This window comes from Micromonospora sp. NPDC049274 (assembly GCF_040678875.1).
GTDB lineage: Bacteria > Actinomycetota > Actinomycetes > Mycobacteriales > Micromonosporaceae > Micromonospora.
In genome coordinates, this window is record NZ_JBFAQS010000024.1 from 1 (window position 1) to 26306 (window position 26306).

The window sequence follows — 26306 nt, forward strand, 5'->3', positions numbered from 1 at the left end:
GGTCACCGTCGAGCACCTCGCCGACTGGATCGCCACCCGCGGCTACGCCACCAGCTGACCCCGCGAGCACACCACCGAAGGGCCGGACCCCACCACCGGGGTCCGGCCCTTTCGGCATGACCTCAGTCGGTGGCGAGGACGGCCAGGATCTGCTCGCCGACCGTGTCGTGGGTCCTTTGGAGCTGATGTCGTAAACGAATCAGGGGACGGCCGACCGAGGCGACCGAGGCGAGCGGGTCGAGCGGGCCGAGCGGGCCGAGCGGGCCGACCGGGCCGAGCGGGTGATTCGTTCACGACATCAGCTCGATAGGACGCCGAACTCATCTGCCCAGCCCCGCCGAGGCAGCGTTCGGAAGGAAGGTTCGCGGGGCGTCTTGCTCAGCCGGCCGGAGGTTCAGCCGCCGGAGTCGTCCATTTCGGCGCCCTCGGGAACGGTGTCGTCGTCCCGGCTGGCCAGCCAGCCGTCCGGGAGGGAGACCTTGCCGGGCGAGTTGGTGCGCCCACGCGGCTGGCCGAGGGCGGCCACCGGGAAGGGCTCCGCCGGATCGAGCTTGCCGAGCAGGTCGTCGAGCTGGGCCAGGCTCTCGATCATCGCCAGCGAGCGACGCAGTTCGCCACCGACCGGGAAGCCCTTCAGGTACCAGGCGACGTGCTTGCGGAAGTCGGTGCAGCCGTCCCGCTCACCCCGGGCGGGGTTGCGGGCACCCGCCACGAACTGGTCGACGAGCAGTTCGGCGTGCCGGCGCATGGTCACCGCCACCTCGCCGAGGGCGGGCAGGCGCCGTTCGGGCCGCCCGTTGAAGGCGGCCTCCAGGTCGGCGAAGAGCCACGGCCGGCCGAGGCAGCCACGACCGACGACCACACCGTCGACACCGGTGTGGGCGACCATCCGCAGCGCGTCGTCGGCCTCCCAGATGTCGCCGTTGCCGAGCACCGGCACGTCGAGAGCCTGCTTCAGGGTGGCAATCGCGTCCCAGTCGGCGGTGCCCGAGTAGCGCTGCGCGGCCGTCCGCCCGTGCAGGGCCACGGCGGCCACGCCGGCGTCCTGGGCGGCGAGCCCCGCTTCGACGTACGTCAGGTGGTCGTCGTCGATGCCCTTGCGCATCTTGACGGTGACCGGCACCCCGGAGGGTGCGGCGGCGTCCACCGCGGCCCGGACCAGGCGGGCGAAGAGCCGGCGTCGCCACGGGAGCGCCGCGCCACCGCCCCGTCGGGTGACCTTGGGGACCGGGCAGCCGAAGTTGAGGTCGATGTGGTCGGCCAGGTTGCGCTCGACGATCATCCGCACGGCCGCGGCGGTGACCTCCGGGTCGGTGCCGTAGAGCTGGAGGCTGCGCGGCTGCTCGTCGTCGCCGAACGCGATCATGTGCAGCGTCTTCGGGTTGCGCTCGACCAGCGCACGCGTGGTGATCATCTCGCAGACGTAGATGCCGCCGCCCTGCTCGCGGCAGAGCCGGCGGAACCCGACGTTGGTGATACCGGCCATCGGCGCAAGCACCACCGGCGGCCACACCTGGTAGCCGCCCAGGGTCAACGGGCGTCCGGTCGCCACCGCAACATCACTCACTCTCCGAGTATAAGGAGAGGTTCCTCCACCTATGCCTGGCGCTCGGGGCCGACCCGACCCGGCCTAGCGAGCCATCCGTCGGGCGGTGCTGAAGCCCGTTCCGCTCCGCCCCGTGCACGTCTGGAGCACGAGGTCGTAGTGGCCCATCCAGGAAGGCAGCGAGCCGCCCTTGCGCGGCTGCCACCGGTGCCCGACCACCTGATAGGTGCCCGCGCACGGCCCCGACCTGACCCGGACCACAGTCCCTGTGGCGAGGTCGTCCAGCCACGCCCACCCCATCGTGTCGTGCCCCGCCAGGAGGCAGGTCGGCGACGTCGTCCAGGTGACCAGCGCCCCGCGGTCGACCGCGGTCTGCGAGTGGATCGCCGTGACGGGGGAGAGACGTGTCGTGCGTGCCCCGGGAGACCCAACCGGCTCGCGAGCGCGGCGGGACGCGACAGGCGGCTCGGGCCTCTCCTGGGCGGCCTCGATGATCCCCTCGACGGACGACGGGACCATGGCGACGGGACCGGTCGACAGGCGGGGCGCGGATGACGCGTTCGGCAGCGGGGTGGCGTGGGCGGCAGCCTCGGCAGGGGGAGGCTGGGCGGCACTGTGTTGGGCCGAGGAGCCCGCGAGCGCCGGCAGTCCCACGACAATCGACGCCGCAGCGGTCAAGCGGAGGACAGAAAATCGCTTCGCCAACGTGGTCTCACTTTCCTTCCGGCTGAGATCACGATATCGAAGGATGGCATTGAATTGATTTCATCGGCCGCGACCCGCCGCTGGTCGACAATTTGCACGGCTATTTTCCGGGCTGCCACGAGAACCGAAAGTGCCTCCTCTCCACGGCGGTGGAGAGGAGGCACTTTCGCTATCAGGTCAGCAGCCGGGAAGGCGCTCGATCAGGTAACGCTCGACCTGGTCCAGCGAGACCCGCTCCTGCCCCATGGTGTCGCGATTCCGCACCGTCACGGCGTTGTCGTCCAGCGTGTCGAAGTCGACGGTGACGCAGAACGGGGTGCCGATCTCGTCCTGCCGGCGGTAGCGGCGGCCGATCGCCTGCGAGTCGTCGAACTCCACCACCCAGCGCTTACGCAGCAGCGTCGCGAGGTCCTTCGCCTTTGGCGAGAGCGCCTCGTTGCGGGACAGCGGCAGCACCGCCACCTTCACCGGGGCCAGCCGCGGGTCGAACCGCATCACGGTGCGCTTGTCCACGCCGCCCTTGGTGTTGGGCGCCTCGTCCTCGTCGTACGCCTCCAGCAGGAAGGCGAGCACGGCGCGGGTCAGACCGGCGGCGGGCTCGATGACGTACGGCATCCAGCGCTCACTCTTGGTCTGGTCGAAGTACGACAGGTCGACGCCCGAATGCTTGCTGTGCGTGGACAGGTCGAAGTCGGTGCGGTTGGCGACACCCTCCAGCTCGGCGAACTCGGTGCCGCCGAACTGGAAGCGGTACTCGATGTCGACAGTGCGCTTCGAGTAGTGCGAGAGCTTCTCCGCGGGGTGCTCGTAGAGGCGCAGATTGTCCGCCGAAAGGCCGAGGTCGAGATACCAGTTCCAGCGCTCCTGGAGCCAGTACTCGTGCCACTCTTCGTCGGTGCCCGGCTCGACGAAGAACTCCATCTCCATCTGCTCGAACTCGCGGGTCCGGAAGATGAAGTTGCCCGGGGTGATCTCGTTGCGGAACGACTTACCGGTCTGCGCGATGCCGAACGGCGGCTTCTTGCGGGCGACCGTCTCGACGTTCTTGTAGTTGACGAAGATGCCCTGCGCGGTCTCCGGGCGCAGGTAGTGCAGCCCCTCGTCGCTCTCCACCGGGCCGAGGTAGGTCTTCATCAGGCCGTTGAACATCTTCGGCTCGGTGAAGGTGCCCTTGTTGCCGCAGTTGGGGCAGTTGAGCTCGGCGAGCGAGGTCGGCGGGTGGCCGTGCTTGGCCTCGTACGCCTCCTCGAGGTGGTCGGCCCGGAACCGCTTGTGGCAGAACTGGCACTCGGTGAGCGGGTCGACGAACTCGGCGATGTGGCCGGACGCCTCCCACACCTTGCGGGCCAGGATCACCGCGGAGTCGAGGCCGACGACGTCGTCACGCTGCTGGACCATTGTCTTCCACCACTGCCGGCGGACGTTCTCCTTGAGCTCCACGCCGAGCGGACCGTAGTCCCACGCCGATCGGGTGCCTCCGTAGATCTCGCTGGAGGGGAAGACGAAGCCTCGGCGCTTGGCGAGGCTGACGACGGCGTCGATACGGTCGGCTGGCATGTTTCCTCCTACGCCGGCTGGCGGTCGGCGGGGGCGAGATGTGGATGGATCGGTCGGTTCGGGACAACGGTACGACCACCGGCGCCCCGAGCCCAGCAGAATACCGGGGGCGGGGGTCAGCTCACCCCGCAGACCTCCATGCCGCCGGTCTGACCGTCCTGGCCCAGGCTGACCTGCTGCCGCTCCCGGTCGCCGCCGTCGAGGGTCACGTCGACCGGAACGGTCAGGCTGGTGGTGTCCACCTCACCCACCCGGAACGCGGTGACCTGCGGCTCGGCGGCCGCCCGCCGCTCGAACTCGGGGCGGGACTCGCGCCGCTGCGCGTCGTCGCAGAGCTGGTCGTACGCCCGGCCGTAATTTCGCTCGACGAGCGCCTGGTAGTAGTCGCCGGTGACCGTGCGGCCCTGCTCGCGAACCGCCTGCACGCCGCTCACGGCCAGGCCGACGACGGCCGTGCCTCCCCCGCCGCAGCAGAGCGCCACGGCGAGGGCGCCGACGCCGAGGCCGATCCAGAGCCGGGTCCGGCGACCCTCGGTGGGCGGCGCGGCGAACGGCGGAGCCACACCGGGACCGGGCGGCGGGGCGGGTGCGGTCATAGGAGCAGCGTAGTGTCCTGCCGCTCAGCGGTAAGGACCCGCAGCCCGATCACTCTCGGCGACCACCACGGCTCCGCCGGGCGCGGCGCTGGCCAGCGCCTCGTACGCGGACGGCTCGTCGACCGACTCGGCGAGCAACGGCACCGCGCTCACCTTGACCTCGAACGCGCCCAGCGCCCGCCGGTAGGTGCCTACCGACTCCCACTCGGTGACGAGCGACCAGTACCGGGGGTCGTCCAGGGCTCGGACCAGTTGGCCGCGCAGGTAGCCGGGGCAGGCGGCCAGGGCCGTGAGGGCGGCGTGCGCCCGTTCGGTGAAGCCGTCGGCGACATCGACGTCGACCACGAACCGGTTGGTCACCAGCACCGGGGGTTCCTCCTCGTAGAGTCTGTGGGATGCAGCGTACGCAGCGCCCTCTGCTGGCCCGGTTGGCCGGGGCGAACCCGACGTCGGTGTTCCTGCTCACCCTGGTGGTGGTGCTGGTGGCGTTCTTCACGCCGGGGGTGGTCGGCGGGCTGCTGACGCTGACCCTCGCCGCCGCCCTGATCGCCCTGTTGGCGACCACCTGGCCGGTTCAGGCGCCGCAGACCCGGCTGATCCGGCTGCTGATGCTGACCCTGCTGGTCACTGTGGGTCTGGCGAAGCTGCTCTGACATGCAAGCATGCGTTTTTGACAATCATTGTCGTTACCACGGACAGTTGGGGACATGACCAACCGCACCACGTCCCGTGTCCTGGCCGCCGCGACCGCCCTGCTCGCCCTGAGCGCCGGCGCCGGCTGCTCCACCGGCGGCGCCGCCGGCGCCGATCCCCAACGGGTCGACGTGGTTGCCGCGTTCTATCCCCTCCAGTTCCTCGCCGAGCGCGTAGGCGGTGACGCCGTCCGCGTGACCAACCTGGCCAAGCCCGGCGCCGAGCCGCACGACCTGGAGCTCAGCCCGAGCCAGGTCGGTCAGGTCACCGAGGCCGAGATGATCGTCTACCTCAAGGGCTTCCAGCCGGCGGTGGACGAGGCGGTCGCGCAGGACGACGACGACCGGGTGTTCGACGTGGCCAGCGTGCAGCCGCTGCTGGACGCGAGCGCCGGTGGCCACAACCACGAGGGCGAGGAGGAGCAGGGCGAGGAGCAGCACCGGCACGCCAAGGACCCGCACGTCTGGCTCGACCCGACCCGCCTCGCCGGCATCGGCGACCAACTCGCCAAGCGTCTCGGCACCGTCGACCCGGACCACGCCGCCGACTACACCGCCCGCGCCACGGCGCTGCGCGCCGACCTCACGGCCCTCGACAGCGAGTTCACCCAGGGCCTGGCAACCTGCCAGCGGCGGGAGATCGTCACCAGCCACGCCGCGTTCGGCTACCTGGCCGACCGCTACCGGCTCGACCAGGTAGGCATCACCGGGCTCACCCCCGACGTCGAGCCCTCGCCGCAGCGGCTCGCCCAGGTCATCGAAAAGGCCAAGGAGCACCGGGCCACCACGATCTTCTTCGAGTCGCTGGTCAGCCCGAAGGTCGCCGAGACCATCGCCGGTCAGGTCGGCGCGAAGACCGCGGTGCTCGACCCGATCGAAGGACTCGCCGCGGGCAGCGACTCGGACTACCTTTCGGTGATGCGTACCAACCTGCAGACCCTGCGGACGGCGTTGAGCTGCTCGTGAGCACCCCCGTCATCACCGTCGAGCACGGCGCGGTCGGTTACGACGGCCGCCCGGTGCTCCGGGACGTCTCGCTCAGCGTGACCGCCGGGGATGTGGTCGCGGTGCTCGGGGCCAACGGTTCCGGCAAGTCCACGCTGATCCGCGCGATCCTCGGCCTCGTGCCGCTCGGCGCCGGCTCGATCACCCTCTTCGACAGGCCGTTGCGCCAGTTCCGACAGTGGCAGCGCATCGGGTACGTGCCGCAGCGCCTCGGCGCCGGCGGAGGCGTGCCCGCCACGGTCCGCGAGGTGGTGGCCTCCGGCCGGCTTGCCCGCCGGGGCGTACTGCGTCCACCCGGCGCCGCCGACCGGGCCGCCGTCGACGCGGCCCTGCGCTCGGTCGGGCTCGCCGACCGGGCCGGCGACCCGGTGGCCACCCTCTCCGGCGGTCAGCAGCAGCGCACCCTGATCGCCCGCGCGCTTGCCGGCCAACCGGAGCTGCTGATCCTCGACGAGCCCACCGCCGGGGTGGACGCGGCCAGCCAGGAGGCGTTCGCGGGCGCGCTGCGCGACTTCGTCGCCGACGGCGGGACGGTGCTGCTGGTGGCACACGAGCTGGGCCCACTGCGACCGGTGATCACCCGGGCGGTCGTCGTCCACCAGGGCGGCATCTGTCACGACGGCGCGGTTCCGGACCCGGCCGGCCACCACGCGGAGCCCGACCACGACCACGTGCACCCGCACGGTCCCGACGAGCCCGCCGGGCTGTGGAGCAACTGAGAAATGGAACTCTTCCAGTACCCCTACATGCAGCGCGCCCTCATCGGCGCGTTGGTGATCGGCCTGGCCGCGCCGGCGCTCGGCATCTACCTGGTGCAGCGCCGGCTGACACTGATCGGCGACGGCATCGGGCACGTGGCGTTGACAGGCGTCGGCGCCGGCCTGCTCCTCAACCGCTCGCCGGTGCTGGTGGCGGTGATCGTCGCCACGGTCGGCGCGATCGCCATCGAGGTGGTCCGCGCTCGCGGGCGGACCTCCGGCGACCTGGCCCTGGCGCTGCTCTTCTACGGCGGCATCGCCGGTGGCGTCCTGCTGGTCGGCCTGTCCGACGCGACAAGCGCCAACCTCAACGCCTACCTGTTCGGGTCGCTGCTCTCCACCTCGACCACCGACCTGATCACCGTCGGAGTGCTCGGCGCGGCGATCCTGATCACCATGATCGTGCTGCGGCCGGCGCTCTTCGCGATCAGCCACGACGAGGAGTACGCCCGCGTCTCCGGCCTGCCGGTGCGAACCCTCAACCTGCTGATCGCGGTCACCACCGCGGTCACGGTGACCATCGCGATGCGGGCCGTCGGGGTGCTGCTGATCAGCGCGCTGATGGTCGTTCCGGTGGCCACCGCCCAGCAGATCACCAGGGGCTTCCGCAGCACGATGACCGCGGCCATGGCGCTCGGGCTCTTCGCCGCCGGCGCCGGCGTCTGGGTGGCGGCCACCGCCGACACCCCGCCCGGCGCCTCGGTGGTGCTACTGGCCATCGCCTCCTTCCTGGTGGTGGCCGTGGCGGGCGCTGCCTGGCGGGCCGTGCGCCGCCGCACCGCGCCGGCTACCGTGCCGGTGCCGGAACCGCACGAGGTCGTGCTCGACCGAGGCTGATCGGCGGATGTCGGTGGTATTGGTTACCGTTGCAAGATGACCAGCGCAACGGGCTACGAGGGTTTCGACGGAGCCAGCGAGCTGCTCCGGGCCCTGTCGGCGCCGATCCGGCTGGCCATCGTCAGCGAGCTCGCCGGCGGCGAGCGGTGCGTGCACGAGCTGGTGGAGAAGCTGGGCGCCGCACAACCGTTGGTGTCCCAGCACCTGCGGGTGCTGCGCGGAGCAGGCGTGGTGCGCGGTTCCCGCCGGGGTCGGGAGATCGCCTACAGCCTCGTCGACGAGCACGTCGCGCACATCGTGGCGGACGCGGTCAGCCACGCCGGGGAGGGATCATGAGTGAGAGTGGCGCCGCGGTGCGCAACACGCGACAGCGCTCGGCGGTGAGCGCGCTGCTGGGCGAGATGGAGGGCTTCCACAGCGCCCAGGACCTGCACGCGATGCTCCGACAGCGCGGTGAGCGGGTGGGCCTGACGACTGTCTACCGCACGCTGCAGGGGCTGGCCGACGCGGGCGAGATCGACGTGATGCGCCCGCCGGGCGGTGAGCACCTCTACCGCCGGTGCAGCGAGGGACACCACCACCACCTGGTCTGCCGGGCCTGCGGGCGTACGGTCGAGGTCGCCGGCCCCGCGGTGGAGAGCTGGGCCGACCGGATCGCCGCGCAGCACGGCTACGCCGACGTCAGCCACACCCTGGAGATCTTCGGCACCTGCCCGGCCTGCGTCCACTGAACCGCCGCCGGCCTTTTTCGACCCCCGATCGACGGGTGCCGGGCCGGAGTCGTTCGTGGCACGCTGTCCGGCGTGAAGATCTACGCCGATCGGTTGCCGACCGCCGTCCGTCAGTTGCTCACCGACCTGCTCGTCGTCGCCTGGGTGTACGTAGCGATCCGCGCCGCGCTCTGGCTGCACGATCTGGTGCAGAAGCTCGCCGTACCCGGACAGAAGCTGGAGGGCGCCGGCAGTGGCCTCGCCGACAACCTCGCCGACGCCGGCGGCAAGGTCCGGCGAGTGCCGCTGGTCGGTGACGAGCTGACCGCGCCCTTCCAGCGGGCCGCCGACGCCGCCCGAGGTCTCGCCGACGCCGGCCGCGACCAGCAGCACCTGGTCGACCAACTCGCCCTCGCCCTCACCATCGCGGTGCTGATCTTCCCGCTCGGCCTGGTGCTGTTCGGGTGGCTGCCGCTGCGGGTGCGCTGGATGCGCCGGGCCGGATCGGCCGCGAAGCTGGCCGCCGGACCGGCCGGGCGGGACCTGCTCGCGCTGCGCGCGCTTGCCACCCAGCCGCTGGGCCGGCTGACCCGGATCGCACCGGACGTGGCCGAGGCGTGGCGACGCGGCGACGACGCGACAGTCGACGCGCTGGCCGCGTTGGAGCTGCGCCAACTCGGCCTGCGCAGCCGGGGCCGCTAGGGTCTTCGGGTGTTCTACTTCCTGATCGTCATCGCCGTGCTGCTGCTCGGCTACGCCGCCGTCCTGGTCTCCTTCGTACGCCGGGGCAAGAAGATCCCGCCCGCGGCGTACCTGGCCCTCGCCGGGCTCAACGGCCTGATCCTGGCGGGCGTGCTGGCCTGGGCGGTCTCCCGCTGACCGTGTCTCGGTCAGCCGGCGACGCCCCGGCAGCCGCCCGCGGGGAGCCGGGCGGCCCGACACTACCGACGGGCGGCCTGCGTTACGGCTTCGGCGGGATGCGGCGGCGGACGTCCTCGGCGGTCGACGGGCCGGGCGACCAGCGGGCCACCCAGGGCAACTCGTCGGACGGGGTGACGACGCCCTCCTCCAGGCCCGCGTAGCGGCCGGCGAGGATCCGCTTGGCGGCGGCCGTGTCTACGGAGTCGGTGTTGTCCCACAGGGCGGTGAACAGCGCGTCCACCCGGACTCGGGCCTGCCGGCAGAACAGGTCGGCCAGCTCGACGTTCTCCGGCCGCGTGTCGCGCTCGGCGGACGCCCGGACACAGACGGCGGACATCGCGAACAACTCCGCGCCGATGTCCACCACACGCCCGAGGAACGCCTGCTTGCGCTCCATCTTTCCCTGCCAGCGGGACATCGCGTAGAACGTCGACCGGGCCAGCTTGCGCGACGACCGCTCCACCTGGCGCAGGTGCGCGGCCAGGGGGCCGAACTCGGCGTACGCCGACGGGCTCTGGCCCCTGCCGACCGCGAGGGTGGGCAGCCACCTCGCGTAGAACGCGCCCGCTCTTGCGCCGGCGCGGGCCTTGCGGCCGAGCCCCGCCTCCGGGTCGATGATGTCGCCGGCCACCGACAGGTGGGCATCGACCGCCTCTCGGGCGATCAGCAGATGCATGATCTCGGTCGAGCCCTCGAAGATCCGGTTGATCCGCAGGTCCCGGAGCACCTGCTCGACGTTGGCCGGACGTTCGCCACGAGCGGCCAGCGAGTCGGCAGTCTCGTAGCCACGCCCGCCCCGGATCTGGATGAGCTCGTCGGCGATCTTCCAGGCCATCTCGCTGGCGTACAGCTTGACCAGCGCCGCCTCGATCCGGATGTCGTTGCGGTCGTCGTCGGCGAGCAGGCAGCAGAGGTCGAGCATGGTCTCCATGCCGTACGTGGTGGCGGCGATGAAGGAGAGCTTCTGGGCGACCGCCTCGTGCTCGCCCACCGGCCGACCCCACTGGACCCGGTCGGCGGCCCATCCGCGTGCCACGTTCAACGACCACTTGCCGGCGCCCACGCACATTGCCGGCAGCGAGAGCCGGCCGGTGTTCAGCGTGGTCAGGGCGATCTTGAGCCCCTTGCCCTCACCACCTATGACGTTCTCCGCCGGCACGAACACGTCGTGGAACCGGGTCAGGCTGTTTTCCAAGCCGCGGAGGCCGACGAACTCGTTGCGCCGTTCCACTGTGATGCCCGCGCTGTCGCCGTCCACCACGAACGCGGTGATCCCGCCGCGCCGCCCCTCGGCGGCCGGCACCCGGGCCATCACGACCAGCAGGGTGGCGACGATGCCGTTGGTGGCCCAGAGCTTCACACCGTTGAGCCGGTAGCCGGTGCCGTCCTCGGTCGGCTCTGCGGTGGTGGCGAGCCGGGCCGGGTCGGAGCCGACGTCGGGCTCGGTGAGCAGGAACGCGGAGACCTCCCCGGCGGCGAGCCGGGGCAGGAAGCGCTGCTTCTGCTCGGCGGTGCCGAACATCTTCAGCGGCTGCGGCACACCTATCGACTGGTGCGCCGAGAGCAGCGCGCCGATCGCCGGACTGACCGAGCCGGCCAGCATCAGCGCTCGGCAGTAGTGCAGGTTGCTCAGCCCGAGGCCGCCGTACTTCCGATCGATCTTCATGCCGAACGCGCCGAGGTCGGCCAGCCCGTGGAACACGGAGTCCGGAATGGAGGCGTCCCGCTCGATGGCCGCGCCGTCCACCTCGGAGGTGAGGAAGTCGCGGAACCGGCCGAGGAACTCCTCGGCGCGGGCCACGTCGTCCGGGTCGGAGGTGGGCCACGGGTCGATCAGGTCGAGCCGGAACCGCCCGAGGAACAGTTCCTTGCCGAAGCTGGGCCGGTCCCAGGCGGACTCCCGGGCAGCCTCGGCGACCTGCCGGGCCTCCTTCTCCGAGACCTGCCCCGCCTCGGTGGGCAACGGGGCGGCGGCGCCGGCGGTGTCGGCCGCGGGCTCGGGGCCGTCCGGTGCCGGTCGGCCGTTCTGCGTCGTGGTCACGGCTGCCCCCTCGAAGCTCGGTGCGGCTGCGGCTGTTACGCGTCCCCCGGCCGCCCGGCCGGACCGGCGCGGACCGCGTCGACGTACGTGACTACCGTCACGCTACCCCCGGTTGTTACCCAGGGGTAGCGGTGCGGGCGGATCGACGTGCTCAGCGACCGCCGGCCGCATCCGGGTCGTCGTCCTCGTCGTCGATGTCGTCGTCGCCCCAGTTGCGTCGGGCGAACGGCAGGATCACCCAGAACGCGAGGAACCAGAGCCCAGCCACCGCGCTGAGCACGAAGGCGATCGGCCGGTCCAGCACGAAGTCGGTGATCAGCAGCACCGCGCTGACCATCGCGATCAGCATGAAGGCGAGGCCGCCGGTGGCCATCCGGTGCGCGAACCGCACCAGCTCCGGCTTGCGCCCCTGGCGGAACAACGCCCGGTGGAACGCCACCGGCGAGATGATCAACGCGGTGGCGGCGGCCGCGGCGAGCAGGGCGACGATGTAGACGTCCCGCTGGAACTCGCTGGTCCGGGTGAAGCCGTTGCTGAACGGGAGGGTGAGCAGGAAGGCAAAGAGGATCTGCACGCCGGTCTGGGCGACCCGCAGCTCCTGCAACAGGTCGGCGAAGTTGCGTTGCCAACGCTGCTTCTCGGTCTCCTTGGACACGCGCTACCTCCGGTCAGACGTTACTGCCGGCGGTCCCGGCCGCCGGCAGCAACGCCAATGCCCTCCACGACCGAGCGCGAAACAGGTTCACGACACGTCCCGGCCATCTGCCGGTCACCCGCCGGCCATCGCCCGGTCGCCGCGACGCCGCTGGCCGCGCCACGCCGCCGCCACGCCGCTGGCCACGCCGCCCGCGCGTGCCGCCGGGTGTCAGGAGCCGCGGCGGATCCGGCCGGCGTACCGGGCCTCCAGCGCCGTGTTGTGCGCGTCGCCGTCCGGGATGTTCGCCGACAGGTAGACCGGAGGCCGCTCCCCCGCCGCCAGTAAACGGGCTACCACCTCCACGGTGATCTGCTGCGCCAGCAGCGCCGCCGTGATCGACGAGACCGCGCCGACCGCGCCACCACCGGGCAGCGGCAGCGTCGCATCGCCGTACGGCGCGCCGTTGTCGAGCACCACGTCGGCGAGATCGGCCAACTTGTGCCCGGACGGGTGACGGGACGCCATCCGCCCGGAGTGCTGCGCCGAGGTGATCGCCACCAGCGGGTGACCATGCTCCTTGATCAGCGTGGCAAACTCGACCATCGCGCCGTTGACCCCTGAGTTCGACGCGAGCACGAAGACGTCGGCCGGCCGTACGGGGGCCAACTCCCAGAGCCGGTGCGCCACCTCCGGATCCCGCTCCAGCAGCGGCCCGAGACGCTCGGCCGGTTCGCCGCCCAGCAGCACCAGGTCACGCAGCGCGATCCGGTTGGTGGGCACCAGGCCACCCGCCCGCCCGGCGATCTCCATGGCCAGGGCCTCGGAGTGCCCGGTGCCGAAGGCGTGCACCACCCCGTCGGCGCGGACCGCTTCCGCGATCAGGTCGGCGGCCCGCCCCACCGCCTCCCGCTGGCTGGTGGACACCCGGCCGATCGTCTCGGTCACCACTGCCAGGTAGTCCTCGGCGCTCACACTCATAGATCCTCCGTCGTCCGGTTGCGGGCCATCCACTGCACCGCGAAGTCGACAGCCGCCCGCTGGCGTACCAACCTCCCCGTCCCGGCGCCGACCGGGCCGGAGCGCACCGCCCCGGTGGCCTCCAGGTCCCCGCCCAACGCGCCGAAGTCGCTCGCGTCGAGCCGGACGTCCTGCCACCACACCCACTCGCGGCCGCCGTCGGCCGTACGCACCGCCGCGCCCAGTCGCTCGCGAACCAGCGCCGGGAGGCGATATTCGGCCAGGTGCAGCGAGGTGTTGACGGTGTGGTCCACCCCGAGCAGCAGCACGTCGGCGTCCAGGTCGTAGAGCCGGGCCAGCGGCGAGCCCGCGCCGAGCATGTCGGCCAGGCCGTGCCCGGCGACCACCTGCTCGGCCGTCGGCCCGAGCGCGGCGAACGACACGTGGGGATGCGCGCTGCGCAGCGCCGCGGGCCAGCAGCGGACCGTCTCGGCGAACACACCCATGTGCCGGCTCGGCGTGACCGCCGGGTCGAAGCCCGGCATCTCGGCGCGGATCAGCGGCCACCAGTCCACCGGCACCGGCGGATTGCGCCACTGCGCCGGGTCACTGTTGTCGGGGGTGTGGGTGGGCACCACGATCGTGCCGTCCGGGCCGAGCGCGTCGCGCAGGGCGAGCACCAGCGCCTGCGGCCCACCGCAGACGAAGCCCAGCGGGCGCATCCCGGCGTGCACCAGCACCGTTGAGCCGGGGCGTACACCCAGTAGGCGCAACTGCGCGGCGAGCGAGCGGCGGGTGCCCAGCCCGTCGGCGGGGGTCGTCACGGCGCGCCTCCCCCCGGCGCTCGTCGGCCCGGCACGGCTCAGGCCGTCCCGGCGACCCGGGCCAGGACCGCCTCGGCCAGCGCGGCGGGCGCGGCGTCCGGGATCCAGTGGGTCACCCCGGGCAGCGGTACGAAGCGGTAGTCACCTGTGACGTTTGCGGCGCACGCCTCGGCGGCGGTACGCCCGATGGCGATGTCCCGGTCGCTCCAGACGTAGGTGGTGGGCACGGCGACCGGACCGACGCCGGCCAGGTCGGCGCGGGACAGGGCCCGGTACCAGTTCAGGGCGGCGGTGAGCGCGCCCGGCTCCCGCATCGGATCGGCGTAACGGTTCACCCGGGAGGCGTCGCCCACCCCGCCGAGCATCCTGCGCAGCGCCGTCGCGTGCCACGCCAGCAGCACCTTTTCGGCCTTGCCCGGCTTGCGGAACAGCGCGATGTACGACGAGCGGGCCTTCTGCTCGGTGTCGCTGCCGAGGGCGTGCGCCATGGCCGCCGGGTGCGGCACGGACACCGCCGTCAACGTACGGACCCGATCCGGGTGCGCGGCGGCCACCGCCCAGGCCACGATCGCGCCCCAGTCGTGGCCGACGAGGTGGACGGCGTCCACACCGAGCGCGTCGAGCACGGCCACCGCGTCGGCGACCAGTTCGGGAATCCGGTACGCGGCCACCGCCTCCGGCCGGGCGTTCGGCGAGTAACCCCGCTGGTCCAGCGCGTACGTGCGCAGCCCGGCCGCGTGCAGTGCCGGCACGACCTCGTCCCACTCGCCGCTGTGCTGCGGGAAGCCGTGCAGCAGCAGGACGGGAACGCCGTCGGACGGGCCGCCGGTGCGTACCTCGAATGTGAGACCTCGCGCGTCGACCTGCATGATCGTCAGCCTACCCAGCCGCCGCCGCGCCGGTCCGGACGCGCAGGTGACTGGCTGCCCTGCTGGGCCGTTACCCCTGGTCGGTGCTAGCGTCAGCGAGACAACTTCACATCCGACAGGGGAGCGCACAGCGCTGAGAGTGCGGGCACGCCCGCAGACCCTCGAACCTGATCTGGGTAATGCCAGCGCAGGGAGTTCGGTCGACCTCCAGCCGCGCCGTGAGTCCGGTGCCACCGGACGCGCGGCGTGCGTCTTCTCCTGGTTCGTTCCACTGAACTGGGAGCACAGCATGGACAACACCACAAGCCGTTGGCGCACCATCGACATCGTGGTCGCCTCGGTGATCGCGGTCGCCTTCGGCGTCATCTTCTGGGCCTGGGGCCTGGTCTGGAGCGCCACCGAGGGGGCTTTCGCCTTCTTCCCGCCGGCGCAGACGCTGATCTACGGCGTCTGGCTGCTGCCGGCCGTGGTCGGCGGCCTGGTCATCCGCAAGCCCGGCGCCGCGCTCTACTGCGAGACGGTCGCCGCGGTCGTCTCCGCGCTGCTGGGCAGCCAGTGGGCCGGCACGGTGATCCCTCAGGGCATCGTGCAGGGCCTCGGGGCCGAGCTGGCGTTCGCCGCCTTCCGGTACCGGTCGTACCGGCTGCCGACCGCCGTGCTCGCCGGTGCGCTGACGGGTCTCAGCGCGGCGCTGTTCGACTTCTTCATCTGGAACGTCGACTACGCGCTGGGCGACTACCGCATCCCGTACGCCCTGCTCACCATCGTCAGCTCCACCGTGATCGCCGGTGCGGGCGGTTGGCTGCTCACCCGCGCCCTGGCCAACACCGGCGCCCTGGACCGCTTCCCCGCAGGCCAGAACCGAGCCCTGATCTAACCTCCCACCCCACCCCCACCCCCACTCCGCGCTGATCATGAGGTTGACGGGCGGATGGATCTTCATAACCACCGTCAACCTCATGATCGACCGTGCAGGGTGGAGCCGAGGCCCGGGAGGGGGTGGGTGTGGTGGGGGGCGGGGTTCTGTTGCGAGGGTTCGGGTGGCGGCATGCCGGGCGGCGGACCTGGGCTCTGCGCGGGGTGGATCTGCGGGTGGAGGCCGGGGAACGGATTTTGCTGCTCGGGCCATCGGGGGCCGGCAAGAGCACCCTGCTCAGCGCGCTGGCCGGGCTGCTGCCCGAGGATTCCGGCGAGCAGGAGGGCACCGTCGAAATCGACGGGCTCGACCCCCGCAAGGCGCGAGAACGGGTCGGCATCGTCTTCCAGGACCCGCAGAGCCAACTGGTGATGGCGCGCAGCGGCGACGACGTCGCGTTCGGGCTGGAGAACCGGGGCGTGCCGACAGACGAGATCTGGCCCCGGGTCGACGAGGCGCTGCGGCGGGTCGGCTTCCCGTACCCCCGGGACCGGCCGACGGCCGCGCTCTCCGGCGGCGAGCAGCAACGCCTCGCCCTGGCCGGCGCGCTGGCCCTGCGGCCCGGCCTCCTGCTGCTCGACGAGCCGACCGCCAACCTCGACCCGGACGGGGCCGCCCTGGTCCGACGCGCGGTGGCGGGCGCACTGGACGCCGACACCACACTGATCCTTGTCGAACACCGGGTCGCCGAGGCGCTCCCACTTGTCGACCGGGTGGTCGTCCTGGAGCCCGGCGGCGGCGTCCGCGCGGACGGAACGCCCGACGCGGTCTTCGCCGCGCACGGCGACACCCTCGCCGCCGAGGGCGTCTGGGTGCCCGGTCACCCCATCGCGCCCCGCACGGCCACCGCCGCCCCCGGCGACGTCCTGCTCACCGCCGACCGGCTCGGCCTGCCGCCGCGGCTGGGCCACACCGACCTGGCGGTACGCGCCGGAGAGGCCCTCGCGGTACGCGGACCCAACGGCGCCGGGAAGTCCACACTGGCGCTGCTGCTCGGCGGTCTGCTCAAACCGGGCGTCGGCCGGGTCACCGCCTCGGTCGAGTTGGCCGGAGCCGACCACCGCGCTCCCCCGCACCGCTGGCGGGCACCCGCGCTGACCCGGCGGATCGGGTCGGTGTTCCAGGACCCGGAACACCAGTTCGTCACCGGAACAGTCTTCGACGAGTTGGCGCTCGGTCCCCGCCGGACGGGTCAACCCGAGGCGGCCGTCCGGGAGACCGTCGCGGGTCTGCTGGAACGGCTGCGGCTGACCCGACTCGCGGCGGCCAACCCGTACACCCTGTCGGGTGGGGAGGCGCGGCGGCTGAGCGTGGCGACGGCCCTGGCCACCGCGCCCCGCCTGCTGATCTGCGACGAACCGACCTTCGGTCAGGACCGGCGGACCTGGCGGGAGCTTGTCGATCTCCTCGCCGACCTGCGCGACGCCGGCCACGGCGTGGTCGCGGTCACCCACGACCTGGACTTCGTCGCCGCGCTCGCCGACCGGACCGTGACCCTGGAGCGCGGATGATCAGCATCGAACCGGTCGCCGCGCCCGGCGCCCCGCTGGCCCGACGCAACCCGGTGGCGAAGGTGGCCGCCGCCCTGGTCTTCTCGTTCGCCCTGCTGGCGACGCTCGACCCGGTGGCGCCGGCGATCGCCATCGCCGTCGAACTCGCCGTCCTGCCGCTGTTCGGCGTCCGCTACCGCGTGCTGGCCCGGCGGGCCCTGCCCCTGCTGCTCAGCGCCACCGGCATCCTGGTCACGCTTGTGCTCTTCGCCGCCGACCAGTCCGGCCGGGTCCTGCTCGACGTCGGACCGGTGCTGGTGAGCACCGGCGTGCTGGGCACCGCTCTCGGTCTGGTGCTGCGGATCTTCGCGGTGGCCCTGCCCGGCGTGATCGTCTTCGCCACCACCGACCCGACCGACCTGGCGGACGCGCTGATCCAGAACGCGAAGGCGCCGGCGCGGTTCGCCATCGGCGCGCTTGCCGCGTTCCGGCTGGTGCCGCTGCTCGGCCAGGAGTGGCAAATGATCAGCATGGCCCGGCGGGCGCGCGGCGTCGACGCCGGACGCAACCCGGTGGCGAAGCTGCGGCTGTTCGCGTCCACGGCGTTCGCGCTGCTGGTCGGGGCGATCCGCCGGGGCACCCGGCTGGCCGTCGCGATGGACGCGCGCGGGTTCGACGGCGACACACCCCGTACCGTCGCCCGCCACCAGCGCTTCGGCCTCGCCGACGGGCTGCTGATCGCCGGGGCGGCCGCGCTGGCCGGAGCGGCCCTGACGACGAGCGTCCTCCTCGGCGCCTTCCGCCCCCTGACCGGCTGATCCTCTCCCCACCTCCGCTCCTCTCCCCACCTCCGGGACACAGGCGCCCTGGTCACTCCACATCGCCGACATGGGGGCATCCAGATGCCCGGATACCCCCACGTCGCCGACCTTGAGTGCATCAACCCCCCGGCCGCCCCGGCGGTGCGGGGGTCGGTCAGCTCCGTCGGAAGGCGTAGCGGCGCGGTTGACCGGCCCGCTGGCTGCGGCCGCCACCCGCGCGGTCACCGCCGGCCTGCGGTGGCCCGGCCGTCGGCGCCGTCGGCCGCCCGGCGGTCTCCGGCAGGTCTTCCACCGCCGGCGCGTCGACCGCCGCCGGCACGTCCACGGCCAGCGCCGGCCCGGTCAGCGCCGCCGGCAGCGCCGGCCCGGTCAGCGCCGCCGGCAGCGCCGGCCCGGTCAGCGCCGCCGGCAGCGCCGGCCCGGTGAACGTCGGCTCGGTCAACGTCGCCGGCCCGGTCAGCGCCGCCGGGAGCGCCGGCGCGATCGCTTCGACCGGGAGGTCCGGGTGGGTGGGTGCGAGCGGGCCGTGGTCGGCCGCCAGGTCGGTGCCCAGTGGGGTCGACGCGGCGGTACGGGTCTTTCTCGGATTGCGTTTGGCAGGCATCCGGGCCTCCTTCGGTGCCGACCGTCCCGGCGGTCCTGCGCTCCGGCGGTCGGTCGGGTCGGCTGGTGACCGTGGCAACGCGACGGTCGAATGGGAAGGGACTGCTCACCGGGGATCGGGCCGGGTCGACACCGCCGAACGGTGGACGGAGACGCGCGACGCCCGGGAGCGCACGGACCGCGGTCGCGGGACGGCGGGCCGGCTCGGGAAGTGGGGCGTCAGTTGCGCATGTCCGAACCCTAACCACTGCCCGACCGCACGCGCACCCGGTTTTCCTGACACGATCGGCGCATGCTTGTCGCGTTCTCGATCACCCCGCTCGGTGGCGGCGACTCCGTGGGTGACCTGGTCGCCGATGCGGTACGGGTGGTCCGCGAGTCCGGGTTGCCCAACCGGACCGATGCCATGTTCACCACCGTCGAGGGCGAGTGGGACGAGGTGATGGCGGTGGTGAAGCGGGCGGTCGACGTGGTGGCCGCGCAGGCGCCCCGGGTGAGCGTCGTCCTGAAGGCCGACGTCCGGCCCGGGGTCACCGACGCGCTGACCGCGAAGGTGGCGCGTGTGGAGGATCGACTGGCCCAGGGGTGAGCGTTACTGCCGTTCGGGATGTCGACGCGCAGCGCGGACGGGCCGCGACCAGGCAGTGACCCGCCGTGGGACGACCCGCCCACGATGCCGTCCGCCGCGATACGGTCGCAGCAGGATAGTTCGACGGCGAGAGGTGGCGGCACGAATGGCTGAGCAGGCGACGGCGCAGATCGGCGTGACCGGGCTGGCGGTGATGGGCCGGAACGTGGCCCGCAACCTGGCCCGCAACGGCTTTACCGTGGCGGTGCACAACCGGTCACCGGAGCGCACCCGCAGTCTCGTCGCCGAGCACGGTGACGAGGGCACCTTCGTGCCCGGTGAGTCGATGGCCGATTTCGTGGCGGCGCTGGAACGGCCCCGCGCGGTGATCGTGATGGTCAAGGCCGGTGCGCCCACCGACGCGGTGATCGACGAGTTGGTGCCGCTGCTGGACGAGGGCGACATCATCGTCGACTGCGGCAACGCCCACTTCGCCGACACCCGCCGCCGGGAGGAGGCGCTGCGCGCGCAGGGGCTGCACTTCAGCGGCACAGGCGTCTCCGGTGGTGAGGAGGGCGCGCTGCTCGGGCCGAGCATCATGCCTGGCGGTTCCGCCGAGTCGTACGCGAAGCTCGGGCCGATGTTCGAGAAGATCGCGGCTCAGGTGGACGGCGTGCCGTGCTGCACGCACGTCGGGCCGGACGGCGCCGGGCACTTCGTCAAGATGGTGCACAACGGCATCGAGTACGCCGACATGCAGCTCATCGCCGAGGCGTACGACCTGCTCCGGGCCGGTCTGGGCGCGAAGCCGGCGGAGATCGCGGAGATCTTCCGCGACTGGAACAGCGGCGAGTTGGAGTCGTTCCTCATCGAGATCACCGCCGACGTGCTCGCGCACACCGACGCGGCGACCGGTCGCGCGTTCGTCGACGTCGTGCAGGACCGGGCCGAGCAGAAGGGCACCGGCCGGTGGACGGTGCAGAGCGCCCTCGACCTGGGCATTCCGATCACCGGGATCGCCGAGGCGACGTTCGCCCGCTCGCTGTCCGGGCACGTCGACCAGCGCGAGGCCGCCCGTCGGGCATTCCCGGACGCGGGTGAGCAATGGCAGGTCGCCGACCGGGACGCGTTCGTGGAGGACGTCCGCCGGGCGCTGCTCGCTTCCAAGATCGTCGCGTACGCGCAGGGCTTCGACCACATCCGGGCCGGCAGCCAGGAGTTCAACTGGGACATCGACCTCGGTGGCACGGCGACCATCTGGCGGGGCGGCTGCATCATCCGCGCCCGCTTCCTGAACCGCATCCGCGAGGCGTACGACGAGCAGCCCGACCTGCCCACGCTGCTGGTGGCACCGTACTTCGCCGAGGCGGTCGCGGCCGGTGTGCCGAGCTGGCGGCGGGTCGTGGCCGACGCCGCTCGGGCGGGTGTGCCGACGCCGGCGTTCTCGTCGTCGCTGGCGTACTTCGACGCGCTGCGCGCCGAGCGGCTGCCCGCAGCGCTGATCCAGGGCCTGCGGGACAACTTCGGCGCGCACACCTACCAGCGCGTCGACCGGGAGGGCTCGTTCCACACCACCTGGGCCGGTGACAAGACCGAGTCCCCGGCGTAGCGGGGAGCGCTCCGCGCCCGCAAGATCGCGCTGAATCCATGATGGAGGGGTCTCCCGACAACGGGAGGCCCCTACATCTGTGTTCGAGCGTGATCATGGGCCCGACGGGAGGCGTCGGGGGCACCGGTCAGGCGACGGTGGCGTGCATCTCCCAGACGAGGATCTCGGCCGGCTCGTCGGCGGTCACCCGCCGGCCGCCGGTCATGGTGAGCCGGGCGGCGTCGCCGGTGCCGAGGGGGCCGCTGTCCTCCAGGGTCACCGTGCCGTCCGGGACGTACAGGTGCACGAAGGGCGCGTCCGGGAGGGTGACCTCGTCGCCGGGGCCGAGTCGGGCGGCGTGCAGGGTCGCGTACCGGTTGCGGATCCGGATCGCGGACGCGCCGTCGTAGCGGTCCATCCCGGAGGCGATCGGCACCAGGCCGCCGCGCAGCAACTCGTCCTCGATCTCCAACTGCTCGTAGCCGGGGTCGACGCCCTGCTCGTCGGGGAGCACCCACATCTGCACGAAGTGCACCGGATCACTGTGCGGCTCCTGGTTGTTGAGCCGCCAGGCATCGTTCTTCTCCGAGTGCAGGATGCCGGTGCCGGCGCTCATCCGCTGCGCCAGGCCCGGGTAGATCACTCCGGAGTGGCCTGTGGAGTCCTGGTGCACGAGCGAGCCGCGCAGCACCCAGGTGACGATCTCCATGTCCTCGTGCGGGTGGGTCTCGAAGCCGGCGCCCGGCCGGACCACGTCGTCGTTGTTGACAAGCAGCAGCCCGTGATGGGTGTTGGCCGGGTCGTAGTGCCGGGAGAACGAGAAGGAGTGCTTGGAGTCCAACCAGGAGATGCGGGTGGCGAACCGGTCGTCGGCGCGACGCAGGTCGACCGACGGCGCGGGTGCGGTCACCAGGCACGCTGCCCGGCGTCGGGGGTCGTCGGCGCCCAGGCCAGGGCCGGCTCGCCGGTGGCCAGCTCGGCGATCTCACCGGTACGCAGCTGTGGAGTGTGACCGAACTCCGCACAGTGCTGCTCGGCTATCTCGGCGCAGATCTCGGCCACCTGCTCGCAGATCGGGTCACCCAGATCGGCCGCGTTCAACGCCATGATCATCTTGTATCGGAGATCCCGCATATCCACCCCAAACCGCCATCATCCCGCCACCTCCGGACCCTACCCGCCCCCATCCCGCACCACCTGCGAACAGTCGCACATCCCGGGCCAACCGCCCGAGCGGCACCGCCACGCCCACCGACGCGCCCCACGGGGGTGTGCGGGAACGAGAAGGCGCCGCCCGCGTTCGTGCGGGCGGCGCCGAAGAGTCGGGACCTACCAGAACCGGCGGCGCTTGGCCTTCTGCGGGCGGATCAGATCCGCGCCCCTGGTCAGCAGCCGGGTCGCCCCGGAGGGACCACGCCGGGCCTCCAGGGTGTGGCTGAGCCGGCGGGCGCCGGCCGCGGCCAGCGGCACCGCGACGGCCATCACCGCCCACTGGGCAATGCGCTTCTGGATCATGTGGGTTCACCTCCGTCAGTGGCTGTCTGACGTTCCTGATACCCAGCGTGACGTGTCGGTAAGCCTCGCTCAGGCCGTCGGGGCCACCGGGTTGGGCAGCGCGCCGCCGAAGCGCCGGTCCCGCTGGGCGTACAGCTCGCACGCGTACCACAGGTGGCGGCGGTCGAAGTCCGGCCAGAGCGTGTCCAGGAAGACCAGCTCGGCGTACGCGGTCTGCCAGAGCAGGAAGTTGGAGATCCGCTCCTCGCCGGAGGGCCGCAGGAACAGGTCCACCTCCGGGATCTCCGGGTGGTAGAGGTACTTCGCGACGGTCTTCTCGGTCACCTTCGACGGGTCCAGTCGACCGGCCGCCACGTCCCGGGCGATCGCCGCGGCCGCGTCGCCGATCTCGGCCTGCCCGCCGTAGTTCACGCAGAACTGCAGGGTCAGCGTCGAGTTGCCCCGGGACATCTCCTCGGCGGTCTGCAACTCGGAGATGACGCTCTTCCACAGCCGCCCCGGCCGCCCGGACCAGACCACCCGGACCCCGAGGTCGACCAACTGGTCGCGGCGTCGACGGATCACGTCCCTGTTGAACCCCATCAGGAACCGGACCTCGTCCGGCGAGCGCCGCCAGTTCTCGGTGGAGAACGCGTACGCCGACAGGTAGGGGATGCCCATCTCGATGGCGCCCTCGATGGTGTCGAAGAGACTGTGCTCCCCCGCCTCGTGGCCCTTGGTGCGGGGCAGCCCGCGGTCCTTGGCCCACCGGCCGTTGCCGTCCATCACGACCGCCACGTGCTTCGGCACCGCCTCGCTCGGCAGCGCCGGCGGCCGGGCACCGGACGGGTGCGGCGTCGGTGGCGTCGGCTCGCGCCGGCCGGGCCTCATCGATCGGATCACTCGGGTCTCTCCCTGCTCGTGCCGTCCGCACCGGCCTCGACGTCACCGCGTGGCCGGAGCATCGCAGCCCCACCGCCGCCCGGCGGCGAGACCGTGCCGGCGACCGAGGGACCCCGGTCGACCAGCGGCAGCGAGCGTAGCGCGCGTTCCAGATGCCACTGGAGGTGCGCCGCGACCAGGCCACTGCACTCCCGGCGTACACCGGCCTCGGTCGCGTCGGCGACCACCCAGTCACCGGTGGTCAACGCGGACATCAGGTCGATGGTCGCCGGCGCGGGGTGGGCCGCGCCGGGTGGCCGGCAGTCCGGGCAGACCGCGCCGCCGGCCGGCACGGAGAACGCACGGTGCCGCCCGGGGGTGCCGCAGACCGCGCAGGCGACAAGCGCCGGCGCCCAGCCCGCGAGGGCCATCCCGCGCAGCAGGTACGCGTCGAGCACCAGCGTCGTCGCGTGCTCGCCCCGGGACAGCGCCTTCAGCGCCCCCACGGTGAGCTGGAACAGCCGCAGCGACGGCTCCCGCTCGACAGGCGTCAGCCGCTCGGCCGTCTCGGCGATCGCGCTGGCCGCCGTGTAGCGGGGATAGTCCCCGAGGAACCGCTTGCCGTACAGCTCGATGCCCTCGACCTGGCTGACGGTGTGCAGCGAGCTGCCGAGGTTGCCCTTCGGGTCACCGGCGAGCTGGAGGTCCACGTGACCGAACGGCTCCAGCCGGGCGCCGAACTTGCTCATGGTGCGCCGGACCCCCCGGGCGACCGCCCGCAGCCGGCCGTGCCGGCGGGTGAGCAGCGTGATGATCCGGTCGGACTCGCCGAGCTTCTGCACACGCAGCACCACCGCGTCGTCGCGGTAGAGCTGTCGGCGGTACCCGGCCATCGGACCATTCTCCCTCGGGGTGTGAAATCAGGGTCGGCTCGGGGTGGATGCGCGGACGAACCCCGATGCGCACCGCTCGTCACCGGCCGTAGCGTGCTCGCCATGGCACTGCACCAGACCACCGCCGTCCGTCGTCGCCGCGCCGCCGCGCCCGTCGCGTTGGGGCTGACCACCGCCCTCATCCTGCTCGCCGGGTGCGACAACCTGTCCTTCCGCCGGCTCGACTACGACAACACCGAGGCGGTGAAGATCACCACCATCCGTGTGCAGGGGGGCTCCGGGGACGTGATCGTCCGCGGTACCGGCACGGCAGGCGAGGCACGGATCAAGCGGGTGGTGCGCTACCAGGGCGGCGAACCCAAGACCCGGTACGAGATCAAGGACAGCGAGCTGGTGCTGGACACCGACTGCGGCAACCGGTGCAGCGTCTCGTACGAGGTGACAGTTGGAGAGGGCGTGACCGTGCAGGGCGAGAGCGGCTCGGGTAACGTCGAGCTGACCAAGACCGGCGCGGTGAAGCTGCGGCTGGGCTCGGGCGACGTGCGGATCAGCGACGTCGCCGGGGCGATCGACGTGGAGACCGGCTCGGGCAACATCGAGCTGAACGAGGCCCGTTCGGCAGTGCGACTGCGCGCCGGCTCCGGCGACATCACCGCTCGGCGGGTGGGCGGCACGACGGACGCGGAGGCCGGTTCCGGCAACGTCACAGTCGAGCTGGAGACGGCCGCCTCGGCACGTCTGCACGCCTCCAGTGGGGACGTCTCGTTGGTGGTGCCGGCCGGCAGCTACCGGGTCCGCTCCAGCACCGGCTCCGGCGACGCCCGGATCACCGTCGCCGACGACCCGGCCGCGTCCCTGGTGCTCGACGGCTCGGCCGGCAGCGGCGACGTGTCGATCAGCCAACGTTGATGTCGATCAGCCTGCGGTGATCTCAACGGTCGTTGCCGCACCGGACACCCGCTGCGCCGGTACGGTCGCCCGTCCTCGTCCCGCCAGCGCCTGACCGTCCCGCCGGGCTCCCGTCGGGACGGCTCGGTGGGCCGGACCGGCCGACCGGGCACCCGTCGGGACGGCTCGGTGGGCCGGACCGGCCGACCAGGCACCCGTCGGGACGGCTCGCCGGGCCGGACCATCCCGCAGGGCTCGGGTCGGGGCCCAGCGGCGGACCGGACCATCCCGCAGGGCTCGGGTCGGGGCCCAGCGGCGGACCGGACCATCCCGCAGGGCTCGGGTCGGGGCCCAGCGGGCGGCTGGTCGGGGTCGCCGAGCCGGCGGGGATCAGCTCCGGGCGGCGACGGGCGGCGACGTCCTCGACCCAGCCGACGACAAGGGTGACCAGACCGACCAGCGCGAAGACCAGCAGCACCCGGACGGCCAGCCCCACCGGGTCCTGGCGCGACCATCCGACCACGTCGACGAGCGGAGTCAGCGCCACCACGAACGGCATGTGCCAGAGATAGATGGTGAGCGCCCGCCGGTTGACCACTGTCACCACCCGGTCGGCCAGCCGGCTGCGCTCCAGCCAGGCCACCCCCGCCGGCGCCCGACCCAGCACGACCAGGATGAACGCGGCCGACCACAGCGCGTTGCCGAGGTGGTTCTCGTTGAGGTCGTACCCGCGCGGGCCGGGATGGGTGACGATCCAGGCCCCGCCGGCGACCGCGAGGGCCAGCGACAGCGGGTACAGCACCCGACCGGCGAGTCGGCGCAGCATCCCGGCGTGGTGGGCGAAACCGAGCAACCACGCGCCGAAGTACAGCCCGAACTCGCGCACCACCGGCGGCGCAGGGTAGATCCCCACCTCGATCGTCACCAGCACCACGTACGGGGCGAGCAGGGTGGGCAGCGGCGCCCGCCGGAACAGCCAGAGCGCGACCGGCGAGGCGAGCACGAACCACAGGTAGTCGCGCAGGTACCAGATGGTGCTCAGTCCCACCGCACCCCAGTTGTTCGCCGGCGGATCGGCGATCGGAAACAGCCACAGCAGCACCCGGGGCGACAGCGACAGCCCGGTGAGCAGCATGGCCGGCACGAAGACGGCCGTCAGCACCCACAGTGACGGCAGCAGGCGGCGCAACCGGCGGCCGACCGCCACCGGGCCGGAGCGGGCGAGCGAGGCGGCCATCAACGAGCCGGCCAGCGCGAACATCACCGACATGGCCGGGAAGACGAGCGTGAGGGTCGCCCAGCCGGTGACGTGATAGACGACCACCCGGACGATGGCCAGGAAACGGAGCAGATCGAGGTATCTGTTGCGCATCAGCCTGCATCTGGATCGGGGACGCGGGGGTGTTCTTTCCCCTACCCTCCGCGGCCCGCGCGCCAAACGACGCCGACCCCGGCCGATCGTGAAGCTGCCCACGCTCGCCGACGATCGGACCGACCGGCGACCCGGG

The 26306-nt window shown here is 72.3% G+C and carries 30 protein-coding genes, 1 pseudogene and 1 riboswitch; of the genes and pseudogenes, 14 read left to right on the top strand and 17 right to left on the bottom strand.

The window, feature by feature from the left end; genetic code table 11:
- Positions 1-394 precede the first annotated feature (394 nt).
- The 5 genes from dusB to AB0K10_RS30325 form a co-directional block, all read right to left on the bottom strand.
- A complete protein-coding gene (gene dusB / locus AB0K10_RS30305; RefSeq protein ID WP_363689182.1) occupies positions 395-1567 on the bottom strand; it encodes a tRNA dihydrouridine synthase DusB in 1173 nt (390 codons plus the stop codon).
- Positions 1568-1630: 63 nt separating this feature from the next.
- Positions 1631-2224, bottom strand: a complete 594-nt coding sequence (locus AB0K10_RS30310) for a hypothetical protein (protein ID WP_363689184.1) — start codon at positions 2222-2224, stop codon at positions 1631-1633.
- A 204-nt stretch (positions 2225-2428) separates the two neighbouring features.
- The gene (locus tag AB0K10_RS30315; RefSeq protein ID WP_344360685.1) at positions 2429-3808 is read right to left on the bottom strand and encodes a glycine--tRNA ligase; all 1380 of its coding nucleotides are present in this window, start codon (positions 3806-3808) and stop codon (positions 2429-2431) included.
- Between the two features lie 116 nt (positions 3809-3924).
- Positions 3925-4404, bottom strand: coding sequence for a hypothetical protein (locus AB0K10_RS30320; RefSeq protein ID WP_363689186.1), 480 nt, complete (start codon positions 4402-4404; stop codon positions 3925-3927).
- 24 nt (positions 4405-4428) lie between these two features.
- The gene (locus AB0K10_RS30325) at positions 4429-4770 is read right to left on the bottom strand and encodes an antibiotic biosynthesis monooxygenase (protein WP_007463893.1); all 342 of its coding nucleotides are present in this window, start codon (positions 4768-4770) and stop codon (positions 4429-4431) included.
- A 29-nt stretch (positions 4771-4799) separates the two neighbouring features.
- Here AB0K10_RS30325 and AB0K10_RS30330 point away from each other — a divergent pair, with 29 nt between their 5' ends.
- From AB0K10_RS30330 to AB0K10_RS30365, 8 genes are all read left to right on the top strand, one after another.
- Positions 4800-5057, top strand: coding sequence for a hypothetical protein (locus AB0K10_RS30330; RefSeq protein WP_363689188.1), 258 nt, complete (start codon positions 4800-4802; stop codon positions 5055-5057).
- A 54-nt stretch (positions 5058-5111) separates the two neighbouring features.
- Positions 5112-6062: a metal ABC transporter substrate-binding protein gene (locus AB0K10_RS30335; protein WP_363689190.1), complete on the top strand. Its 951-nt coding sequence runs from the start codon at positions 5112-5114 to the stop codon at positions 6060-6062.
- Complete coding sequence (locus AB0K10_RS30340) at positions 6059-6820, top strand: metal ABC transporter ATP-binding protein (RefSeq protein ID WP_363689192.1); 762 nt, start codon at positions 6059-6061, stop codon at positions 6818-6820. Before AB0K10_RS30335 ends, AB0K10_RS30340 begins: the two co-directional genes overlap by 4 nt.
- A gap of 3 nt (positions 6821-6823) precedes the next feature.
- Positions 6824-7696 carry a metal ABC transporter permease gene (locus AB0K10_RS30345; protein ID WP_363689194.1) on the top strand — a complete coding sequence of 291 codons (873 nt, stop codon included), beginning with the start codon at positions 6824-6826 and terminating at the stop codon, positions 7694-7696.
- Positions 7697-7732: 36 nt separating this feature from the next.
- Positions 7733-8032 (top strand): metalloregulator ArsR/SmtB family transcription factor, encoded by a 300-nt coding sequence (locus AB0K10_RS30350; protein ID WP_007463903.1) that lies wholly within the window; start codon positions 7733-7735, stop codon positions 8030-8032.
- Entirely contained in the window at positions 8029-8427 is a 399-nt protein-coding gene (locus AB0K10_RS30355) for a Fur family transcriptional regulator (protein ID WP_363689196.1), read from the top strand. Before AB0K10_RS30350 ends, AB0K10_RS30355 begins: the two co-directional genes overlap by 4 nt.
- A 72-nt stretch (positions 8428-8499) precedes the next feature.
- Positions 8500-9108, top strand: coding sequence for a hypothetical protein (locus AB0K10_RS30360; RefSeq protein ID WP_363689198.1), 609 nt, complete (start codon positions 8500-8502; stop codon positions 9106-9108).
- 9 nt (positions 9109-9117) lie between these two features.
- Entirely contained in the window at positions 9118-9285 is a 168-nt protein-coding gene (locus AB0K10_RS30365) for a hypothetical protein (protein ID WP_007463909.1), read from the top strand.
- An 82-nt stretch (positions 9286-9367) separates the two neighbouring features.
- Here the strand turns inward: AB0K10_RS30365 and AB0K10_RS30370 are convergent, their stop codons facing one another.
- The 5 genes from AB0K10_RS30370 to AB0K10_RS30390 form a co-directional block, all read right to left on the bottom strand.
- Positions 9368-11290, bottom strand: a complete 1923-nt coding sequence (locus tag AB0K10_RS30370; RefSeq protein WP_363689358.1) for an acyl-CoA dehydrogenase family protein — start codon at positions 11288-11290, stop codon at positions 9368-9370.
- Positions 11291-11519: 229 nt separating this feature from the next.
- Complete coding sequence (locus tag AB0K10_RS30375) at positions 11520-12023, bottom strand: DUF6328 family protein (RefSeq protein WP_363689200.1); 504 nt, start codon at positions 12021-12023, stop codon at positions 11520-11522.
- 210 nt (positions 12024-12233) lie between these two features.
- A complete protein-coding gene (locus tag AB0K10_RS30380) occupies positions 12234-12983 on the bottom strand; it encodes an SIS domain-containing protein (RefSeq protein ID WP_363689202.1) in 750 nt (249 codons plus the stop codon).
- A complete protein-coding gene (locus tag AB0K10_RS30385; RefSeq protein ID WP_363689204.1) occupies positions 12980-13786 on the bottom strand; it encodes an AAC(3) family N-acetyltransferase in 807 nt (268 codons plus the stop codon). The genes AB0K10_RS30380 and AB0K10_RS30385 overlap by 4 nt, the downstream gene beginning before the upstream one ends.
- A 38-nt stretch (positions 13787-13824) precedes the next feature.
- The gene (locus tag AB0K10_RS30390; protein WP_363689206.1) at positions 13825-14655 is read right to left on the bottom strand and encodes an alpha/beta fold hydrolase; all 831 of its coding nucleotides are present in this window, start codon (positions 14653-14655) and stop codon (positions 13825-13827) included.
- Positions 14656-14762: 107 nt separating this feature from the next.
- Positions 14763-14867: riboswitch (TPP riboswitch) on the top strand.
- A 77-nt stretch (positions 14868-14944) separates the two neighbouring features.
- Between AB0K10_RS30390 and AB0K10_RS30395 the strand changes: the two genes are divergently transcribed.
- The 3 genes from AB0K10_RS30395 (at position 14945) to AB0K10_RS30405 (ending at position 17879) form a co-directional block, all read left to right on the top strand.
- On the top strand, positions 14945-15532 hold the full coding sequence (locus tag AB0K10_RS30395) for an ECF transporter S component (protein ID WP_363689208.1): 588 nt from the start codon (positions 14945-14947) through the stop codon (positions 15530-15532).
- 128 nt (positions 15533-15660) lie between these two features.
- On the top strand, positions 15661-17082 hold the full coding sequence (locus AB0K10_RS30400) for an ABC transporter ATP-binding protein (protein ID WP_363689360.1): 1422 nt from the start codon (positions 15661-15663) through the stop codon (positions 17080-17082).
- On the top strand, positions 17079-17879 hold the full coding sequence (locus AB0K10_RS30405; protein ID WP_363689210.1) for an energy-coupling factor transporter transmembrane component T: 801 nt from the start codon (positions 17079-17081) through the stop codon (positions 17877-17879). The genes AB0K10_RS30400 and AB0K10_RS30405 overlap by 4 nt, the downstream gene beginning before the upstream one ends.
- 157 nt (positions 17880-18036) lie before the next feature.
- Here the strand turns inward: AB0K10_RS30405 and AB0K10_RS30410 are convergent, their stop codons facing one another.
- Positions 18037-18486 carry a hypothetical protein gene (locus AB0K10_RS30410; RefSeq protein WP_363689212.1) on the bottom strand — a complete coding sequence of 150 codons (450 nt, stop codon included), beginning with the start codon at positions 18484-18486 and terminating at the stop codon, positions 18037-18039.
- A 291-nt stretch (positions 18487-18777) separates the two neighbouring features.
- Between AB0K10_RS30410 and AB0K10_RS30415 the strand changes: the two genes are divergently transcribed.
- Both AB0K10_RS30415 and gndA read left to right on the top strand, forming a co-directional pair.
- Positions 18778-19074 carry an MTH1187 family thiamine-binding protein gene (locus AB0K10_RS30415; protein WP_363689214.1) on the top strand — a complete coding sequence of 99 codons (297 nt, stop codon included), beginning with the start codon at positions 18778-18780 and terminating at the stop codon, positions 19072-19074.
- Positions 19075-19219: 145 nt separating this feature from the next.
- Positions 19220-20662 carry an NADP-dependent phosphogluconate dehydrogenase gene (gene gndA, locus AB0K10_RS30420; protein ID WP_363689216.1) on the top strand — a complete coding sequence of 481 codons (1443 nt, stop codon included), beginning with the start codon at positions 19220-19222 and terminating at the stop codon, positions 20660-20662.
- 127 nt (positions 20663-20789) lie between these two features.
- Here the strand turns inward: gndA and AB0K10_RS30425 are convergent, their stop codons facing one another.
- From AB0K10_RS30425 to recO, 5 genes are all read right to left on the bottom strand, one after another.
- Positions 20790-21551, bottom strand: coding sequence for a pirin family protein (locus AB0K10_RS30425; protein ID WP_363689218.1), 762 nt, complete (start codon positions 21549-21551; stop codon positions 20790-20792).
- On the bottom strand, positions 21548-21748 hold the full coding sequence (locus AB0K10_RS30430) for a thioredoxin reductase (RefSeq protein ID WP_363689220.1): 201 nt from the start codon (positions 21746-21748) through the stop codon (positions 21548-21550). The genes AB0K10_RS30425 and AB0K10_RS30430 overlap by 4 nt, the downstream gene beginning before the upstream one ends.
- Positions 21749-21970: 222 nt before the next feature.
- Positions 21971-22156 (bottom strand): hypothetical protein, encoded by a 186-nt coding sequence (locus AB0K10_RS30435; protein ID WP_007463934.1) that lies wholly within the window; start codon positions 22154-22156, stop codon positions 21971-21973.
- Between the two features lie 69 nt (positions 22157-22225).
- Positions 22226-23026, bottom strand: a complete 801-nt coding sequence (locus AB0K10_RS30440) for an isoprenyl transferase (protein ID WP_363689362.1) — start codon at positions 23024-23026, stop codon at positions 22226-22228.
- Between the two features lie 8 nt (positions 23027-23034).
- Positions 23035-23910 (bottom strand): DNA repair protein RecO, encoded by an 876-nt coding sequence (recO, locus tag AB0K10_RS30445; protein WP_363689222.1) that lies wholly within the window; start codon positions 23908-23910, stop codon positions 23035-23037.
- Positions 23911-24012: 102 nt separating this feature from the next.
- On the opposite strand from recO, the gene AB0K10_RS30450 reads away from it, so the two are divergent.
- The gene (locus tag AB0K10_RS30450; protein ID WP_363689224.1) at positions 24013-24819 is read left to right on the top strand and encodes a DUF4097 family beta strand repeat-containing protein; all 807 of its coding nucleotides are present in this window, start codon (positions 24013-24015) and stop codon (positions 24817-24819) included.
- A 364-nt stretch (positions 24820-25183) separates the two neighbouring features.
- On the opposite strand, the pseudogene AB0K10_RS30455 reads toward AB0K10_RS30450, so the two are convergent.
- Positions 25184-26170 (bottom strand): annotated as a pseudogene (locus AB0K10_RS30455) (acyltransferase); the annotation flags it as partial.
- Positions 26171-26306: the final 136 nt, after the last annotated feature.